Source organism: Rahnella perminowiae, assembly GCF_019049695.1.
Classification (GTDB): Bacteria; Pseudomonadota; Gammaproteobacteria; order Enterobacterales; family Enterobacteriaceae; genus Rahnella; species Rahnella perminowiae.
The window spans coordinates 62,158-78,299 of record NZ_JAFMOT010000164.1; the positions used below are offsets into that span (position 1 = coordinate 62,158).

Annotated in this window: 11 protein-coding genes and 1 pseudogene; 4 read left to right on the forward strand and 8 right to left on the reverse strand. The window is 52.7% G+C overall.

Annotation, left to right across the window (positions count from 1 at the left end; all coding sequences use genetic code 11):
* Positions 1-3: 3 nt before the first annotated feature.
* From nrdD to treR, 4 genes are all read right to left on the reverse strand, one after another.
* The gene (gene nrdD / locus J1781_RS07155) at positions 4-2,142 is read right to left on the reverse strand and encodes an anaerobic ribonucleoside-triphosphate reductase (protein ID WP_217233391.1); all 2,139 of its coding nucleotides are present in this window, start codon (positions 2,140-2,142) and stop codon (positions 4-6) included.
* 343 nt (positions 2,143-2,485) lie between these two features.
* Positions 2,486-4,129, reverse strand: coding sequence for an alpha,alpha-phosphotrehalase (treC, locus tag J1781_RS07160; protein ID WP_217233385.1), 1,644 nt, complete (start codon positions 4,127-4,129; stop codon positions 2,486-2,488).
* A 22-nt stretch (positions 4,130-4,151) separates the two neighbouring features.
* Positions 4,152-5,570, reverse strand: coding sequence for a PTS trehalose transporter subunit IIBC (treB, locus tag J1781_RS07165; RefSeq protein WP_129954403.1), 1,419 nt, complete (start codon positions 5,568-5,570; stop codon positions 4,152-4,154).
* 127 nt (positions 5,571-5,697) lie between these two features.
* On the reverse strand, positions 5,698-6,654 hold the full coding sequence (treR, locus tag J1781_RS07170; RefSeq protein WP_217233386.1) for a trehalose operon repressor TreR: 957 nt from the start codon (positions 6,652-6,654) through the stop codon (positions 5,698-5,700).
* A 344-nt stretch (positions 6,655-6,998) separates the two neighbouring features.
* On the opposite strand from treR, the gene mgtA reads away from it, so the two are divergent.
* From mgtA to J1781_RS07185, 3 genes and pseudogenes are all read left to right on the forward strand, one after another.
* On the forward strand, positions 6,999-9,701 hold the full coding sequence (gene mgtA, locus J1781_RS07175) for a magnesium-translocating P-type ATPase (protein WP_217233387.1): 2,703 nt from the start codon (positions 6,999-7,001) through the stop codon (positions 9,699-9,701).
* 353 nt (positions 9,702-10,054) lie between these two features.
* The gene (locus tag J1781_RS07180) at positions 10,055-10,708 is read left to right on the forward strand and encodes an Ssp6 family T6SS pore-forming effector (RefSeq protein WP_217233388.1); all 654 of its coding nucleotides are present in this window, start codon (positions 10,055-10,057) and stop codon (positions 10,706-10,708) included.
* Positions 10,709-10,972: 264 nt separating this feature from the next.
* Positions 10,973-11,167 (forward strand): annotated as a pseudogene (locus tag J1781_RS07185) (type VI secretion system tube protein Hcp); the annotation flags it as partial.
* A 36-nt stretch (positions 11,168-11,203) separates the two neighbouring features.
* Here J1781_RS07185 and J1781_RS07190 read toward each other — a convergent pair.
* The 4 genes from J1781_RS07190 to J1781_RS07205 all read right to left on the reverse strand — a co-directional run bounded on the left by J1781_RS07190 (position 11,204) and on the right by J1781_RS07205 (position 14,771).
* Entirely contained in the window at positions 11,204-12,178 is a 975-nt protein-coding gene (locus J1781_RS07190) for a TerC family protein (RefSeq protein WP_269154554.1), read from the reverse strand.
* Between the two features lie 294 nt (positions 12,179-12,472).
* Positions 12,473-13,219 (reverse strand): glutamine amidotransferase, encoded by a 747-nt coding sequence (locus J1781_RS07195; protein ID WP_217138255.1) that lies wholly within the window; start codon positions 13,217-13,219, stop codon positions 12,473-12,475.
* A gap of 26 nt (positions 13,220-13,245) precedes the next feature.
* Positions 13,246-14,232 carry a Gfo/Idh/MocA family protein gene (locus tag J1781_RS07200; protein ID WP_217138254.1) on the reverse strand — a complete coding sequence of 329 codons (987 nt, stop codon included), beginning with the start codon at positions 14,230-14,232 and terminating at the stop codon, positions 13,246-13,248.
* A gap of 32 nt (positions 14,233-14,264) precedes the next feature.
* A complete protein-coding gene (locus tag J1781_RS07205; RefSeq protein WP_129954413.1) occupies positions 14,265-14,771 on the reverse strand; it encodes a M48 metallopeptidase family protein in 507 nt (168 codons plus the stop codon).
* 171 nt (positions 14,772-14,942) lie between these two features.
* Here J1781_RS07205 and rlmG point away from each other — a divergent pair, with 171 nt between their 5' ends.
* Positions 14,943-16,094, forward strand: coding sequence for a 23S rRNA (guanine(1835)-N(2))-methyltransferase RlmG (rlmG, locus tag J1781_RS07210; protein WP_217233390.1), 1,152 nt, complete (start codon positions 14,943-14,945; stop codon positions 16,092-16,094).
* Positions 16,095-16,142: the final 48 nt, after the last annotated feature.

Here is a 16,142-nt window from a genome sequence, read left to right on the forward strand (position 1 = left end):
ACGTTAACCCAACTCACCATTACCCAAATGTTTAATCCGGCGCTTCACTTCCTCCTGCTTGCCGGCGTTAAACGGACGGGCATCCGGGCTGCCGAGATATCCGCAGACGCGGCGGGTGACGGAGACACGGGAAGGTTCATGGTTGCCGCATTTCGGGCAAGTGAAGCCTTTGCTGGTGCACTCGAATTCGCCGGTATAACCGCAGTCGTAGCACTCATCGATCGGCGTATTGGTGCCGTAATAAGGCACGCGGGTATAACTATAATCCCACACGTCTTCCAGCGCTTTCAGATTATGTTGCAGGTTAGGATATTCGCCATAGCAGATGAAACCGCCGTTGCTCAGTGGCGGATACGGCGCTTCGAAATCGAGTTTTTCATAAGGATTGACCTTCTTTTCGACGTCCAGATGGAAGCTGTTGGTGTAGTAACCTTTGTCGGTAACGCCAGCAACCAGCCCGAATTCGGCTTTGTCCAGACGACAGAAACGGTCACAGAGATTTTCGCTCGGCGTGCTGTAAAGGCTGAAGCCGTAGCCGGTTTCCTCTTTCCAGCTTTCGGTTGCCGCCTGCAGACGGGCCACAATCGCCACGGCCTTTTCGCGTAACTGGCTGTCATCGAACACGTGGGTTTGATCGCCGAACAGCGCGTTAATGGTTTCATGCACGCCAATGTATCCGAGCGAAATCGAGGCCCGGCCATTTTTGAAAATGCCGGAAATATCGTCGTCGGCTTTCAGGCGCACGCCACAGGCGCCTTCCATGTACAGGATCGGCGCAACCCGGGCTTTGATGCCTTCCAGACGTGCAATGCGGGTCATCAGCGCTTTCTTCGCCAGCAGCAAACGCTCGTCAAGCAGTGTCCAGAACGCCGCCTCGTCGCGTTTCGCTTCCAGCGCGATACGCGGCAGGTTCAGGCTGATCACGCCGATATTATTGCGGCCCTCGTGGATCATCTCGCCATTTTCTTCATACACACCCAGGAAGCTGCGGCAGCCCATCGGGGTTTTGAAGGATCCGGTGACTTTCACCACCTGATCGTAATTGAGGATGTCCGGATACATGCGTTTGCTGGCACATTCCAGTGCCAGTTGCTTGATGTCGTAGTTGGCATCACCGGCTTTATGGTTCAGGCCGTCGCGGATCGCAAACACCAGTTTCGGAAATACGGCAGTTTTGCGGTTTTTGCCCAGACCGGCAATACGGTTACGTAAAATAGATTGCTGGATCAGACGTGATTCCCACGAGGTTCCGAGACCGAAACCGAAGGTGACGAACGGCGTCTGACCGTTGGCGGTATGCAGCGTATTGACTTCATATTCCAGCGACTGGAACGCGTCATAGCACTCTTTCTCAGTCCGGTTACGGGCGAACGCTTCGGCATCGGCAATCTGCCATTCTTCGGCGGTCTGGCGATGTTTATTGAAGCTGGCAGTCACAAACGGTGCCAGCACTTCGTCGATGCGGTTAATGGTGGTGCCGCCATAAATGTGGCTGGCGACCTGTGCAATAATCTGCGCGGTGACGGCGGTGGCCGTTGAAATTGACTTTGGCGTGTCAATTTCTGCATTGCCCATTTTGAAACCATGATTCAGCATGCCTTTCAGATCGATAAGCATGCAGTTAAACATCGGGAAAAACGGCGAATAATCGAGATCATGATAATGGAGCTCGCCACGTTCATGCGCCAGCACGACATCACGCGGTAAAATATGCTGTTTGGCATAATGTTTTGCCACGATCCCGGCCAGTAAATCGCGCTGGGTCGGGATGACTTTACTGTCTTTATTGGCGTTTTCATTAAGCAGCGCCATATTGCTTTGTTCAACCAGACCGCGGATTTCCTGATTCAGGCGGCCACGCATTTCACGTTTCACATCGCGGTCATGGCGGTATTCGATATAAGCGCGTGCCAGCTTTTTATGCGGACCTGCCATTAACTGATTTTCGACCGCATCCTGAATCTCGTGGATATCTACACGAGCCTGATCTTGCAGACTTTCCGCCACCACGCGGGCAACCTGCGCGCAATAATCCACTCTGTCGATACCGGCAGCAGCAGCAGCGCGTTGCACTGCTTGTTTGATCAGAACTTCATCGAAAGGGACCTGACAACCATCCCGCTTAATCACGATGGGCTGCATTGTAGTCGGTTTTGCGGGTAGGGTTTCCAGTCTGTCTGCCTTCACAATGACACTCCTATTGGGCGGAACCCGCGCCCCACAAGGCTTACAGGCCGGTTGTGGGGTATTTGCGGAAAACCGCTATATATTGGGTTGGGTGTGTACTATACACACTATATGTAGCATTCATGCGAGTGATAATTCTCGTTTTATTGACCTGAAACAAAGAATTTTTTTGGCGGAGGAATTGATGACCAACTGTCAGTTCTGGCCTGAATTTTGCGGATTGTTTTATAAGGAGATGCATTAAAAATAAACGGGCCAGACACGAATGTGACTGACCCGGCAGAACAGAAATTTCAGATTATCCGGCGAGTTGCCAGCGACATTCGTAGGGACGAAGTACGTCGCAAACCGCCGGTGTGGCGTAATTACTTAACACCTGTTCGCCGCAAAATACCGGTAACGCAAGCGTCTGCTCCTGTGCGCTCAGGTTCGCCATCACACTCAGGGTTTTTCCGTTCGCCGTGCGGGTATAACACCAGAGTTGCGGATGTTCAGGCAGTAAATCCTCATAATCACCGTCCGTCAGCACCGGCAGCGATTTGCGCAATCGGATCAGTTGCTGATACAGATAAAATACGGAATCGTTATCCGCCAGTGCCTGCTCAGCATTAATACTCTGCGCGTTATGGCTGACGGAAATCCACGGTGTGCCGGTGGTAAATCCCGCCTGTTCGCCGGCAGTCCACTGCATCGGTGTACGTGAGTTATCCCGCGATTTCCGTGCCAGGATGCGCAGCAATTCTTCAGTATTGCGTCCGTCCGTTTTCAGCTCAGCAAACATATTCAGGCTTTCCACATCGCGATATTGCTCAAGATGTTTAAAGCCGGGATTGGTCATGCCGATTTCCTCCCCCTGATAGATGTACGGCGTGCCTTGTAAGCCGTGCAATACCATCGCCAGCATTTTTGCCGAGGTGTTGCGCAGCGCGCCTTCATCACCAAAACGCGACACAATGCGCGGCTGATCGTGATTACACCAGAACAACGCATTCCATGCGTGCCCGTGCATTCCTTGCTGCCACTCGCGAAAAATCTGCTTGAGGTGTACGAAATCAGGCGGCGCATCAGTCCATTTTTCGCCGTTCGGGTAATCTACTTTCAGATGATGGAAGTTAAAGGTCATCGACAGTTCACTGCCGTCATTGGCAGCGTAGCGGCGGCAATGTTCCAGCTTCGTTGAAGACATTTCGCCGACCGTCATCAGCCCGAGTGGCTGAAATACGTCACGGCTGAACTCCTGTAAGAATGCATGAATACGTGGTCCGTCGGTGTAAAAACGCCGCCCATCGCCTGCGTCATCGGACGGGAAATCCTGCTGTTTCGACACCAGATTGATAACATCCAGCCGCAGCCCGTCGACGCCCTTATCTGCCCAGAACTGGCAGACTTTTTTGAGCGCCTCGCGAACAGGCGGATACTCCCAATTGAGATCCGCCTGCTCGGCCGCGAACAGATGCAGATAATACTGACCGCTGGTTTCATGCCACTGCCAGGCACCGCCACCGAATTTGGAGCGCCAGTTATTCGGCGGCCCGCCTTCGGCTGCACCGTCACGCCAGAGATAAAAAGGCCGGAACGGGCTGCCCGGATCCTGCGACTGCCGGAACCATTCGTGATGCGTCGAGGTGTGATTAAACACCATATCCATCACGATGCGGATCCCGCGCTGATGCGCCTGTGCAGTCAGCCGCTCGAAATCCTCCAGCGTGCCGTAAGCCGGGTCAATCTCACAATAGTCGGCGACGTCGTAACCATTATCAATCTGGGGTGACAGATACATCGGTGTCAGCCACAGGGCATCAACGCCCAGCGTTTTCAGGTAATCCAGACGCTGTGTGATGCCGTTGATATCACCGGTACCGCTGCCCGTGGTGTCCTGAAAACTCTTGGGGTAAATCTGGTAAATCACGCCGTTTTTCCACCACGGCAATTCGCTGTTCATTCCTTTTTCCTTCTTGAAGGTCTTACACCACAGCCAGTTCACCACGGCGGGCTTTACGCTGGTAAACCAGCACGGTCAGGATAATCGGCACCACAATCGCCACCAGCATCGCCATGGCGTAAATACTCCAGAACTGCAGCTTGATAGACAAAATGCCCGGCAAGCCGCCGACACCGATACCGTTGGCCGTAACGTGGAACAGCCCGCAAATCAGACCGGCACCGGCTGAGCCAATCATCGCGCAGAGCATCGGGAAGCGGTATTTCAGGTTGATCCCGTACATGGCCGGTTCGGTCACGCCGAGGAAGGCGGATATCGCTGCGGGCACGGAAATCTCGCGTTCATTATGTTTGCGGCTGACGATAATCACGCCCACCACGGCGGCCGCCTGTGCAATATTGGACAGGGCGATCAGCGGCCATACCGGGGTTCCGCCGGTGTTTTGCACCATCTGCATGTCGATGGCGAGGGTGGTCTGATGCACGCCGGTGATCACCAGCGGTGCATAGAGGAAACCAAACAGCGCGGCACCGATCGGTGCAAGGCTGCCGGTCATGATGAATTTCACCGCGAATGCCACGCCGTCACCTACCATGCGGCCAAACGGCCCGATCAGCGTGTGCGCCAGGAATACCGCAATCAGCAGTGAGCTGACCGGCACAATCACCAGGTACAGGTAATTAGGCACGATACGTTTCAGGCCACTTTCGATGATGGCTAACGCCATGCCTGCGAGAACGGAAGGAATAACCTGCGCCTGATAACCGACTTTTTCGATGGTGAACCAGCCAAAATTCCATACATCAGGGATCTGCTGGCCGAGGTTATAGGAGTTCATCAGTTGCGGTGATACCAGCGTGATGCCGAGCACGATGCCGAGGATCTCGGTGCCGCCCATTTTTCTGACCGTCGACCAGCAAACCGCCACCGGCAGGAACATAAACACGGCTTCGCCAAGCAGCCACAGGAAGTCGTAAATGGATTGCCACAGCGGGTGCATCTGCGCCAGCGTCTGGCCGTCGCTTATCGGAATTTCACCGATAACGTTGCGGAAACCGAGGATCAGACCGCCACTGATTAGCGCGGGCAACAGCGGGAAGAAAATTTCGGCGAAGTGAGAAATACTGCGTTCGAACCAGCTCATGTTCTGGCGGGCGGCGATTTTTGCCTGCTCTTTACCTGCCTGACTTTTACCGGTACTGGCGAGCAGGACTTTATAGTAATCGTCCACTTCCGGCCCGATCACCACCTGGAACTGCCCGGCATTGGTGAAGCAGCCTTTAACCATTGGCAGGGCTTCGAGGCCTTTCGGATCGGCTTTAGACGGATCATTGAGGACAAAACGAAGACGTGTAATGCAATGCGTCACCATCGCGATATTGTCGCTGCCGCCAACGAGGGCGATCAGCTGATCAACATCCTGTTGCTTAACTTTGCTCATGGGAAGTGGCCTGTGTTTTGCGTGAGTGTGTAGGGTACGGTTCAAGCATAGCGAAGGCGGTGGGAATTTGTCTGGGAACGTTCCCGGTTTTGCCGGGACGATCACAAAGTTTCTGTATAACGTCGGATCAGAAAGCGAGCTTTCCGGGGATAATCAGCTGCCGCACATGTGCGCCATCGCTGAGCTGCGCCAGCAATTGTTTTGCCGCCGCTTCACCGCCCGCGCCATAGCCGAGTTCCACGGAATACGATTCAGGGAAGAGGAAATGCAGCAAAGGGTTGTTACCTATCCCGCACACCTGTACGCCACGGATTTGCTGTTGTTGCAGGTATTTTTGTGCGCCGATGGCGATGGTGTCGGACGCGCATACCACTGCCTGAATGTCATTTTCCAGCAACTGGGGAATCAGATCGAAGCCGCTCTGATAAGTCAGTGCGCCCAGTGCAATGTGCGGTGTCAGGCCGTGCTCTTTACAGAAAGCCCGGAAGGCCGCGCTGCGACGCTGACCGGTGGTGGTGTCTTGTGGCGAAACACCGATAAAGCCAATCTTCCGGATGTTTTGCGCCAGCAACTTTTGCATCAGCAGCTGCACCGCGCCCGCATCGTCATAACACACCGAAGACAGCCCCGGTACTTCGCGCGCCAGCATCACCATTTTGTCCTGCCATGGCATCAGCATTTGTGCTGAAAGTCCGGTAAAACCAAACAGCACCACGCCGTCGATATTGCGCTGTTTCAGTACCTGCAAATGCTCTTTAACGCGCTCTGCGCTGAACTGACTTTCCAGCACAATCGGGTCGAATCCCTGCTGATAAAACAGCGGCAACATGGCACGTACTGCCAGGTTTTCCGAAGGGGAATCGAGGCGCGACACGATGATTGCCACAATTTTATCGCTGAAGCCGCGCATTGCCCGCGCTGATTTCGACGGGCTGAAGTGCTGTTGCTCAATCACCTGTAATACGCGTTCACGGGTTTGCGGGCTGACGTTGCCTTCGTTATTTAAAACGCGGGAAACCGTGGATTTTCCGACGCCGCTCAGGCGGGCAATATCATTAATGGTCAGGCGATTTTGCTGGGTCATGTTTTAAGGTGAATAAAGGTCAGGTTTAAATTTGGTTGTAGTTAACCGGCGTATACTGCGCTCGCCGGAGATGATGTGCGCGTCATCCCGTGACGTTACCCTAACGGATTTTTATACCCGATGCGTATGAATTTCCAAACCGTTCCTTACCGGAGGTGAAAACCCATGGAACCCGACCCCAATTCTGTAGGTCCGTTGTGATCCGGTAAGCACCCGCATTTTTGCTGCTGCTTGCCGTGACTTTACCTGGCAGGCAGTGGCGCACGTTTTTTCGTTCGCCCTGTTTTTAATAACCCTTTTGCCATGCTCATGGCGGCTTCGCCGTGGGCGCAACAAAGGTGCGAATGATGTTCAAAAATTTCACTTCCCGGCTGTTCACTGCGCTCAGCCGTAATTTACCGCGCCGTTTAGTCCGCCGCGATCCGATGCTGGAAAACGTGTCTGTCCGCGCGGCGCAGGCGATCCCTGCTGCTATGTCTGCGCATTGTCAGGCCTGTGCCCGCGCTACCGAAGACCAGTTGTATCTGCAATTTGCCAGCCATCCGGAAGGGCTGACTGCGCACGAAGCCGATGCGATCCGCGAAGTTTCCGGCCTGAATCAGACCGGCGATCAGCAACCGTCGCCGTGGTGGCTGCATCTGTGGCATTGCTACCGCAATCCGTTCAACCTGCTGCTGACCGTACTCGGTCTGGTATCTTACGCCACCGACGATTTAACGGCAGCGCTGGTGATTGGTGCGATGGTGTTTATTTCTACTTTCATGCATTTCATCCAGGAAGCGCGTTCCAATAAAGCCGCCGATGCGCTGAAAGCAATGGTCAGCAACACCGCGACCGTGCTGCGCAGTGACGCGCAAACCGGACGGCACGAAACGGTGGAGATCCCGATCAGCCAGCTGGTGCCGGGGGATCTGATCAAGCTTTCTGCGGGCGATATGATCCCGGCTGATCTGCGTATTCTGTCTGCTAAGGATTTGTTTATCAGCCAGGCGGCGCTCACCGGGGAATCCCTGCCGGTGGAAAAACATGCCTGTGAGAAAAAACCGATTGCCGCTGATCCGCTTGAACTGAGCACCCTGTGCTTTATGGGCACCAACGTGGTGAGTGGCACAGCGATTGCGATGGTGATTGCCACCGGCGGCAAAACCTGGTTCGGTCAGCTTGCCGAACGCGTGGTGCAGGAAGATACACAACCGAACGCATTTCAGGCGGGGATTAGCAAAGTCAGCTGGCTGCTGATCCGCTTTATGATGGTGATGACGCCAGTAGTGCTGCTGATCAACGGCTACACCAAAGGTGACTGGTGGGAAGCCGCACTGTTTGCGCTCTCGGTGGCGGTCGGGCTGACGCCGGAAATGCTGCCGATGATTGTCACGTCAACGCTGGCGAAAGGCGCGGTAAAACTGTCACGCCAGAAAGTGATCGTCAAACGCCTGGATGCGATCCAGAACTTCGGTGCAATGGATATCCTTTGCACCGATAAAACCGGCACGCTGACGCAGGATAAAATCGTGCTCGAGCGCCACACTGACGTGCTCGGCGTGACCAGTGACGAGGTACTGCATCTGGCATGGCTGAACAGCCATTACCAGACCGGTTTGAAAAACTTGCTGGATGTGGCGGTGCTGGATGCGGGCGATCCGCATCCGGGGCATAGTTCACTGAAAGTGGATGAGATCCCGTTCGATTTCGATCGCCGGCGGATGTCTGTTGTCGTCGCAGAAAATGACCAGAATCATCGCCTGATCTGCAAAGGCGCACTGGAAGAAATGCTGTCGATTTGTACGCTGGTGCAGCTCAACGGTGAGATTGTGCCGCTGACCGATGTGTTGCTGGCGCGCATCCGCCGTATCACTGACGATCTCAATCAGCAGGGCCTGCGCGTGGTGGCGGTGGCGCATAAAGTGATGCCATCGCGTACGCAAGGCTATGGCGTGACCGATGAGTCCAGCCTGATTCTGGCCGGTTACATCGCATTCCTCGATCCGCCAAAAGAGAGCACCGCGCCCGCGCTGGACGCACTGCAACGCAAAGGCGTGACGGTGAAAATCCTCACCGGCGATAATCCGCTGGTGGCGCGTAAAGTTTGCAAGGATGTCGGATTACAGGCTGATAAAGTGGTCATCGGCAGTGACATTGACGCGCTTGATGATGTGCAGCTTCTGCATGTGGCCAGGGAAACCACGGTGTTTGCCAAACTGACGCCAATGCACAAAGAACGCATTGTGCGCGTTCTGCGCGATGAAGGGCATGTGGTCGGATTTATGGGCGACGGTATTAACGATGCTCCGGCGCTGCGTGCGGCGGATATCGGTATTTCCGTGGATTCGGCGGTGGATATCGCCAAAGAAGCGGCTGATATCATTTTGCTGGAAAAAAGCCTGATGGTGCTGGAGCAGGGCGTGACGGAAGGGCGCAGAACGTTCGCCAACATGTTGAAATACATTAAAATGACCGCCAGTTCCAACTTCGGTAACGTATTCAGCGTGTTAGTCGCCAGCGCCTTCCTGCCGTTCCTGCCGATGTTGCCGCTGCATCTGCTCATTCAGAACCTGATTTACGATGTGTCTCAGGTGGCGATCCCGTTTGATAACGTCGATGAAGAACAACTGGCGAAACCGCAGCGCTGGAATGCCGGAGATATCGGCCGTTTTATGGTGTTCTTCGGGCCGATCAGTTCCGTATTCGATATCCTGACCTTCAGCCTGATGTGGTGGGTGTTTAAAGCCAATACTGTTGAAGCGCAGACGTTGTTCCAGTCCGGCTGGTTCATCGAAGGATTGCTGTCGCAGACGCTGATCGTGCACATGATCCGCACACGCAAAGTGCCGTTTATTCAGAGCCGCGCCTCCTGGCCGCTGTGCATCATGACGCTGATGGTGGTGATCACCGGTATCGCGCTGATCTACTCGCCGGTGGCCGGATTCCTGCAACTGCAGGCGCTGCCGCTGAGCTACTTCCCGTGGCTGATCGCGATTCTGGCGGGCTACATGGTGCTGACCCAGTGCGTGAAAGGCTGGTTCGTGCGTCGTTACGGCTGGCAGTAAGGGCTACGCGTTGATCATAAAGGCGGTGATGGTTAATGCAGTCACCGCCTTTATTTTATCCAGCGACTTTAGTTATTCCTTTAGATTCAGCGGGCTAAGATGGCGCGCTTTTTACTCTGAGGAATTTCACCGATGTTATTGCCTTTCCGTCGTACCCTTCTGGCTTCATCCCTGTTTCTCACTTTTTCCGCCTTTGTATGAATTAATATATCAAAACGAGTGATTCAGTATTAATTAGAGCCCGACTAAACTGGACTTTTTTGCCTGAACTACATTGTAAGTAAAAAATCTAGTGCGTACGTGTATAATGCAATACCATTAGAATGGGAATGAATCACAACTAAGGGACTAATATGGCTGACATTGATGTTATAGCCACGCGCATTGCTAAGATTATTCTATCCCCCGAATCAGTAAATGGCCTCATAAACGGTGCGTTCACCGTGCCGCTTGATATGGGCTATAGGGTATATGGCGTGTTTGATACAGGCTCACGGTTCAGGCGTGAAACAGCTAGAATTAGAATGGCAGGAGCTATAAGAAAAGACATTTTGAATTATGACCATATCATAGATGCGATTAAGATAATTTTTACCAAGTTTAACACCTATGTTACCGAGACAGAGCAGGACAGTATATATAGAGGTGTAATTACATCGTTTGTTGGAAGGATGGGGACTAATACAATCATGGCTATGATAACGGCCGCAGTATTAGAAAGAGTTTCTTTTATTTCAGCTACATTTAAATCGAAACCCATAGCTGTATTAACTGGAGCGTTGTTAATTGGTGGTATGACTGAGCGCTCAATACGAACCTCTGAACGGTTGGAGGCTGAGAACCCAGAAATCTATAATTTATTGATTCCCAAAGACTATGATCTCCTTTACTTCTTATTTGAGCCATCCGTTCAACCTTTTGTAGATGCAATGCATATCAGAATGACGCAAGGCGAGCCTGCATTCAGAAAAATAATTGATTTGGTGAGGAAGGAAATAAATGCCTAAAAACGGGGTATTTTTTAAACTCTTCAGGATGGTGCTTACTGCAATCGAAAAATTAGTTGCATTTATAATTTATTATTTATTTGAATTCGCATTTGCACCATTGATTATATTTGGGACAATACTTTGCATTATGTACATCGAGCCGTGGCCGATGAAGTTTGCAGGTATAGGAACTTGGCTCATATTTCTATACGTCTTGTACAAAGTGATTGATAAAATCACAGGCAGAGACAAACGTGATAATTAACTTTATAAGGATATAACATGTCAATTCCAGCTTATTTATTTCTAACAGATGAAAATAATTCTCCGATTATCGGCGGCTCGTTGGTTTCTGGCCGCGTGGGTGCCATTGAGTTGAAATCGTTTGCTCATCATCTGTCTATACCCTGCTGCGGGCACACGGGAAGACTGACGGGTACACGTGTACTTGAGCCCATTAACATTCAAAATGAATGGGCGTGATATCCGCCCATTCGTTATTCCTGATTAATGCTATGACTTTCGCGTATTGTTTAGATCGTTACGACGGTTCACCCAGGTGTTAATCAGCAGGGTGATGATCAGAATCGAGGCGATCACGCCCAGTGAAATACCCACCGGAATGTGGAACACGTCGAGCAGCAGCATCTTGATACCGATGAAAATCAGGATCACTGCCAGACCGTATTTCAGCATCGAGAAACGTTCTGCCACGCCTGCCAGCAGGAAGTACATCGCACGCAGACCGAGGATCGCGAACAGGTTAGAGGTCAGCACGATGAACGGGTCGGTGGTCACCGCGAAAATCGCCGGGATGCTGTCGACCGCGAAAATGACGTCGCTCAGTTCGACCATGATCAGCACCAGCACCAGCGGGGTGGCGAACAGAATACCGTTACGGCGCACGAAGAATTTCTCACCCTGCAACTCGTCGGTCATGCGCATTTTGCTGCGCAGCCAGCGGATCATCGGTTTCTCACCAACCTCACCGTCGTCTTCTTTCGCCAGCGCCATCTTGATCCCGGTGAACAGCAGGAACGCGCCAAACACGTACAAAATCCAGCTGAACTGACCCACCAGCCAGCTTCCGGCGAAAATCATGCCGGTACGCAGGACGATAGCGCCGAGCACACCGTAGACCAGCACGCGGCGTTGCAGGTTGGCCGGAATGGAGAAGTAGCTGAACAGGATCAGCCAGACGAAGACGTTATCTACCGCCAGCGCTTTTTCCAGCAGGTAGCCGGTCAGGAACATCGTGGCCTTGGCGTCGGCCACCTCGCGACCAAACTCGCCGTTGAGGTACCACCAGAAGCCGAAATTGAACAGCAACGACAGGCCTATCCACACCAACGACCACAGCGCGGCGCTTTTCATACTCATGGTTTGCGCGCCTTTGCGACCCTGTAACAGCAGGTCGAAAGCGAGCATAATTATCACTACCACGGCAAAAGAGCCCCACAACATCGGGTTGCCTACGGAGTTCATCATTGCGTCATCCTCGAAAAAACATCAAAAAAAAACGGCCAGCGTCAGAAGACGTTAGCCGCTCATTTTTGAGTTGTGAGCAAACCTCGCCTTCCGGCAAGGTCTCACTTACGAAAATAGGCATTCACTTTGTAAATGTCTATCTTCGCCCCGGTAACCGGGTGGCTGAGATGGCGCTTAAGCGCGGATCCAGGCACCGTAATGACGATTATCCGGCGAAGAAGTTACTCCCCTTTGCAGTTCGCAAATTAATGCAAAATGTGTCAGATGTCAAATATTCAGAAACATTTTAGACTATTAACCCGCCAGTGCCTGACGTTTACCGAGTGCGCCGACAAAGGAAAGCAGCAGGCTGCGGCTGAGCGGTGTTTCGCTAAGTTGCTGAGCCTGATGCGCAAAATCGACATGATCATCTTCGGCAATGGAACCCAGCCAGGACAAATATGTCTTCATGACCGCCAGACTGAATTCAGGGTGAAACTGCGTGCTGATGGCGTTCGGGCCATAGCGCAGGATCTGATGCGGATCGTGCAGCGTTTTTGCCAGCACCTTCGCCGTCGCGGGCGGGGTGATGACGGTTTGCAGGTGGATAAGATTTGCGGCGAACTGCGCCGGAAGCTGCGATACCAGCGGATCAAGATGCCCGTCCGGCGTCAGCGACACCTCATGCGTACCAACTTCGATGCCTTGCGGGTGGTAATCCACTTCGCCGCCCAGTGCATATGCCATCAGCTGATGGCCGTAGCAGGCGCCGAACATCGGTAATTCCTGCAACATCCCCAGCCGTACCCAATCCGCCGCTTCTTCGCTCCATGCCAGATGCTCGGTCACCATGCTGCGTGAACCGGTAATGATCGCCCCGCAATAGTTTTCCGGCGGCAGCGGACGTTCACCTGCCTGTAAGTCCACAATCACAACCTGCTGTGCGTCAATATCGCCCTGACGGATAAACATCTGCGGAAAGTTATCGTGCGCACGTCGGATAGGTTCCGGCGCGTGGCCGGTCTGCAAAATCAGCAGAGGTTTCTGACTGGGTGCAATCATCTGTTACTCCCGATTATGACTGAACATTAAGGCTGGGTATCGGCCGGGAACACCACGCCGGTCTGACGGCGGATTTCCGTCAGTACCTTGGCGGTGATACGCGAGACTTCCAGCCCCGGATGCGCGACAAACTGGCTGTCGACCAGAATCGCAAACGTTTCTGCCTCATACAACATGGTGTTGATGTGTTGCGGTTGGGTCAGATCCAGCTTCTGGCTGCCGCGTGGCGTCAGGCTGAGCGTCTGGCATTCAGACAGTTTTTCCATCTGCAACGTACCGTCTTCGCCCTGGATCTCACTCGGCAAATGGGAATCGCTGATTTTGGAATGGTGGATCACCACTTCGAAATCATCAGCATATGACAGGATGACCGTTCCCTGACCATCAACGCCGCTTTCCAGCAAGGTCGCCGTGGCTTTCACCGATTCCGGTTCGCCAAACAATGAAATGGCACTCGCCAGACAGTAATAACCGATATCCATGATCGAGCCATTGGAAAACGCCGGGTTAAAGGTATTCGGGTTTTCACCGGCCAGATAACGCGGATAACGTGAGGAATACTGGCAGTAATTCAGAATGGCTTTACGCAGTTTACCGATACGGTTCAGCGCACCTTTCATATGCAGAAAGTTGGGCAGATAGGCAGTTTTAAAGGCTTCGAACAGCACCACGTTGTTCTCTTTCGCACAGGCGATCAGGCTTTCGGCTTCGCGCAGATTGGACGCCAGCGGCTTTTCGCAAATCACATGCTTTTTGTGGCTGAGGAACAACAGAGACTGCGGGTAGTGCAGGGAGTTCGGACTGGCGATATACACCGCATCAATCAGATCGGATGCTGCCATTTCTTCAAGGGAATCAAAATAATGCTCAACCGGATAATCCTCGCCAAGCTTTTTAGCGCCTTCCAGCGTGCGGGAATAAATCGCGGTTAACTTCATCTTACCGCTCTCATGTGCGGCATCAATAAAACGCTGGGTGATCCAGTTGGTACCAACAACCGCAAAACGAATCATATATATTCCGTATAGATAAGTTGAGATCTCATTTAGGTGTATAACTTACCGAAAACTTCCAGATGCGTCAGGTACATGCGCGTGTCGAACTCTAACTGATGATAGTCAGGCGTCATATGACAGCACAGGCTGTAGAACGCTTTGTTGTGTTCTTTTTCTTTCAGGTGCGCGAGTTCATGCACCACGATCATTTTCAGAAATGCTTCCGGCGCGCTTTTAAACACTGTCGCTACACGGATTTCCGCTTTGGCTTTCAGCTTGCCGCCCTGAATACGGGATATCGCGGTATGCAGCCCCAGTGCGTGCTTCATCACATGAATTTTATTGTCGTAAGCCACTTTGCTTAACGGCGATGAACTGCGCAAAAACTGGTTTTTCAGGTCCAGCGTATACTGATAGAGCGATTTGTCGGTGGTCAGCTCGTGCGGTTCCGGATATCGCGTCAGCAAGACTTTACCTAAACGTTCCTGGTCGATTAACTGACGCACCTGAGCCTGAAGCGACTCCGGATAGCCTTGAAGATAGGTCAATTCAGGCATAACTGTTTGCTTTATCTCTTATTACCGGGGGAAAAGTTGCCGTACCGGCCAGCGTTGTTTTTGCAACGATCACACGCATCCGGCCATTAAACCCCTTTTTAACTGAAAAAACGTTTTACTGATAGACCAAATTAAGGGATAAACAGCGCAAATTGAATATGAGGAGGGCCAATGAGCCAATTTGAAACCGAAACCGGTGGTCAGTTACTGCAACTGCGTCTGGAACGTTATCCGCTGGAAGAAGCGGCAACGCAGTTACAGGCATGGGAAGCGGCCGATGAATATTTGCTGCAAAACCTGAATACTGATGCGCTCAACGGCCGTCCGCTGCTAATTTTCAACGATGCTTTTGGCACTCTGGCCTGCGCATTGCAGCCGCACAATCCGACCAGTATCAACGATTCCTTTATGAGTCAGCTGGCGATGCGCCATAATCTGCGCATTAACGGTTTTGACGAAGACAGTGTGGCAACGCAAAGCAGTCTGGTGCCGTTGCCGATCAACCCGGGTCTGGTCGTCATCAAAGTGCCAAAAACCCTGGCACTGCTGGAACAACAATTGCTGGCGCTGCGTGAAGTCGTGACGCCGGGCACGCAGATTATCGCCGGCGCGAAAGCCCGCGACATTCATACGTCAACGTTGCAGTTGTTCGAGAAAATTCTCGGTCCTACCAAAACCAGTCTGGCGTGGAAAAAAGCCCGTCTGATCCATTGTGAAGCCACTTTGCCTGCGCAAACCGCTGAGCCGGTGATTTCTGAATGGGCGCTGGATGACAGCGAGTTCCGTATTTCCAACCATGCCAACGTGTTCTCACGCGGCGGTCTGGATATTGGCGCGCGTTTCTTCATGCAGCATCTGCCGGAAGGCATCCAGGGGCGCATGGTGGACCTGGGGTGTGGTAACGGCGTGATCGGCATGACCGCACTGGCGCTGAATCCCGATGCGGAAATGCTGTTCGTCGATGAATCCTATATGGCGGTGGAATCGAGCCGTATTAACGTCGAAAACAACCTGCCGCAGGATGTCAGCCGCTGCCATTTCGAAGTAAATAACATGCTGGCCGGTGTCGAACGTGAAACGCTGCACGCCGTGCTGTGTAACCCGCCGTTCCATCAGGGCACGGTCATCAGCGATGACACCGCCTGGCGCATGTTCTGCGATGCCAAGCGTTGCCTGCAAACCGGCGGCGAACTGCGTATCGTCGGCAACCGCCATCTGGATTACTACCAGAAGTTACGTCGTCTGTTTGGTAACTGCACGACGATCGCCACCAATCAGAAATTCGTGATTTTGCGTTCTGTGAAAACCGCTGCACACCATTAATCGCTGAGACAGAGTGAGTGCAGACATGAAAAAGCCGCTTATCGCGGC

Excerpts from the sequence above, each read along its gene's own strand:
- treC (WP_217233385.1), bottom strand. The coding sequence starts at position 4,129 with ATGAACAGCGAATTGCCGTGGTGGAAAAACGGCGTGATTTACCAGATT.
- J1781_RS07180 (WP_217233388.1), top strand. The coding sequence starts at position 10,055 with ATGGCTGACATTGATGTTATAGCCACGCGCATTGCTAAGATTATTCTA.
- J1781_RS07205 (WP_129954413.1), bottom strand. The coding sequence starts at position 14,771 with ATGCCTGAATTGACCTATCTTCAAGGCTATCCGGAGTCGCTTCAGGCT.
- J1781_RS07195 (WP_217138255.1), bottom strand. The coding sequence starts at position 13,219 with ATGATTGCACCCAGTCAGAAACCTCTGCTGATTTTGCAGACCGGCCAC.
- J1781_RS07190 (WP_269154554.1), bottom strand. The coding sequence starts at position 12,178 with ATGATGAACTCCGTAGGCAACCCGATGTTGTGGGGCTCTTTTGCCGTG.
- rlmG (WP_217233390.1), top strand. The coding sequence starts at position 14,943 with ATGAGCCAATTTGAAACCGAAACCGGTGGTCAGTTACTGCAACTGCGT.
- nrdD (WP_217233391.1), bottom strand. The coding sequence starts at position 2,142 with ATGCAGCCCATCGTGATTAAGCGGGATGGTTGTCAGGTCCCTTTCGAT.
- treR (WP_217233386.1), bottom strand. The coding sequence starts at position 6,654 with ATGACCCAGCAAAATCGCCTGACCATTAATGATATTGCCCGCCTGAGC.
- J1781_RS07200 (WP_217138254.1), bottom strand. The coding sequence starts at position 14,232 with ATGATTCGTTTTGCGGTTGTTGGTACCAACTGGATCACCCAGCGTTTT.
- mgtA (WP_217233387.1), top strand. The coding sequence starts at position 6,999 with ATGATGTTCAAAAATTTCACTTCCCGGCTGTTCACTGCGCTCAGCCGT.
- treB (WP_129954403.1), bottom strand. The coding sequence starts at position 5,570 with ATGAGCAAAGTTAAGCAACAGGATGTTGATCAGCTGATCGCCCTCGTT.